This window comes from Candidatus Nitrosotalea sp. FS (genome assembly GCF_011319475.1).
Lineage (GTDB): Archaea > Thermoproteota > Nitrososphaeria > Nitrososphaerales > Nitrosopumilaceae > Nitrosotalea.
Map to the genome: position 1 here is coordinate 1,284 of NZ_RCMC01000242.1, position 1,469 is coordinate 2,752.

Annotated in this window: 1 protein-coding gene and 1 pseudogene; both read left to right on the forward strand. The window is 42.0% G+C overall.

All coding sequences use genetic code 11. The features are described 5' to 3' along the window. Positions 1-152: 152 nt before the first annotated feature. Positions 153-1,016, forward strand: coding sequence for an NAD(P)H-hydrate dehydratase (locus tag DYY66_RS09655; RefSeq protein WP_166288701.1), 864 nt, complete (start codon positions 153-155; stop codon positions 1,014-1,016). A gap of 15 nt (positions 1,017-1,031) precedes the next feature. Then, positions 1,032-1,469, forward strand: a pseudogene (locus tag DYY66_RS09660) (M20/M25/M40 family metallo-hydrolase); the annotation flags it as partial.

Genomic DNA, 1,469 nt, shown 5'->3' on the forward strand with positions numbered 1-1,469 from the left:
CACACAACCTATGTTGCATTTGCACGCAAAGTCATAACACCTCCAAGCTTGCGCAAAATCCTGTCACCAATAGTGGAGCAGCCAGAGATTGAATCAGAAGAAGCAGATTCTACTGAAGACGAAAGTTTATCATCTCTTAAAAAATAAAACGTCTGTTGGCAAAAATTCTCCAAGCCGTTACAGTCAAAAGTTTCATACCTGCAAGAAAGGCATTATCACGAAAAGGTGACAATGGCAAAATTCTAGTCCTTGGCGGAAATTATCTTTACCATGGTGCTCCAATTCTGTCATCTCTTGCAGCACTTAGAACAGGAGCCGACTTGGTGTACACATGTGTGCCCAAGATCAATGTGATGGCAACGCGTTCGTTTTCTCCAAATTTAATTGTAGTACCGCTAGTTGACGTCAAGCTGACAAGGGGCTCTGTACAAAAACTTCTTGGAATCATACCAAAAGAGCTTGACTCTGCCACCATGGGAATGGGTCTTGGAATCCAAGATAGGGAAGCACTAAAAATTCTTGTATCGTCTCTTCTTGATAGGGCCGTGATGATATCCCTTGACGCAAGCTGCCTTGTGCCAGAAATCATTCCAATAATTAAAGACAAAAAGGTTACAGTCACTCCTCATGCCGGAGAATTTAGGAGACTGTTTGGCGAGCTTCCACCTGATAGCATAAAACCAAGGACAGCGCTTGTCGAAAAGCATGCCAAAGAAAACGGAATCACGATACTTCTCAAGGGGCCAACGGACGTCATTTCAGACGGAAAACAGACATACCTGAATCCTAAAAATCTTGCAGCCATGACGGTAGGCGGAACAGGCGATGTTCTATCAGGTGTAGTTGCTTCAATGTTGTGCAAAAACAAAGACCCAGTCAAGGCTGCTTCTGCAGCAGCATTTGTAAACGGCAAGGCGGGATACCTGGCACAAAAAAAATATGGATTGCATATTGTGGCAACTGATCTGTTGGATTTTATACCAAGTGCCATGAAACCATTTGATAAAGTGAAATAACACATGCAAGAAAANCTTGTTTCAGATCTTCAAAAATTAATACAACAGCCAAGCGTCTCTGCAAAAAATCTAGGGCTAGAAGAATGTTCAAAATTGGTTGTTGACATGATGAAAAAGTCTGGAATACACGCAGAGATACTTCGTGTCAAAAAAGGAGTTCCTCCGGCAATATATGGTGAAGTGAAATCAAAAAAAAATCCCAGCAAGACACTATTGTTTTACAATCATTATGATGTCCAACCCGAAGAGCCGCTTGATCTGTGGGACGACAAGCCCTTTAGCGGCAAAATAAAGGGAAACAAGATTTACGGAAGAGGCTCTGCTGACGACAAGGGAGAACTGATTACAAGAATCAAGGCAGTAGAGTCATTTTTGAAAACAACAGGAGATGTGCCATGCAATATCAAATTTTTCATTGAAGGCGAAGAAGAGATTGGAAGTGTACACATTGAG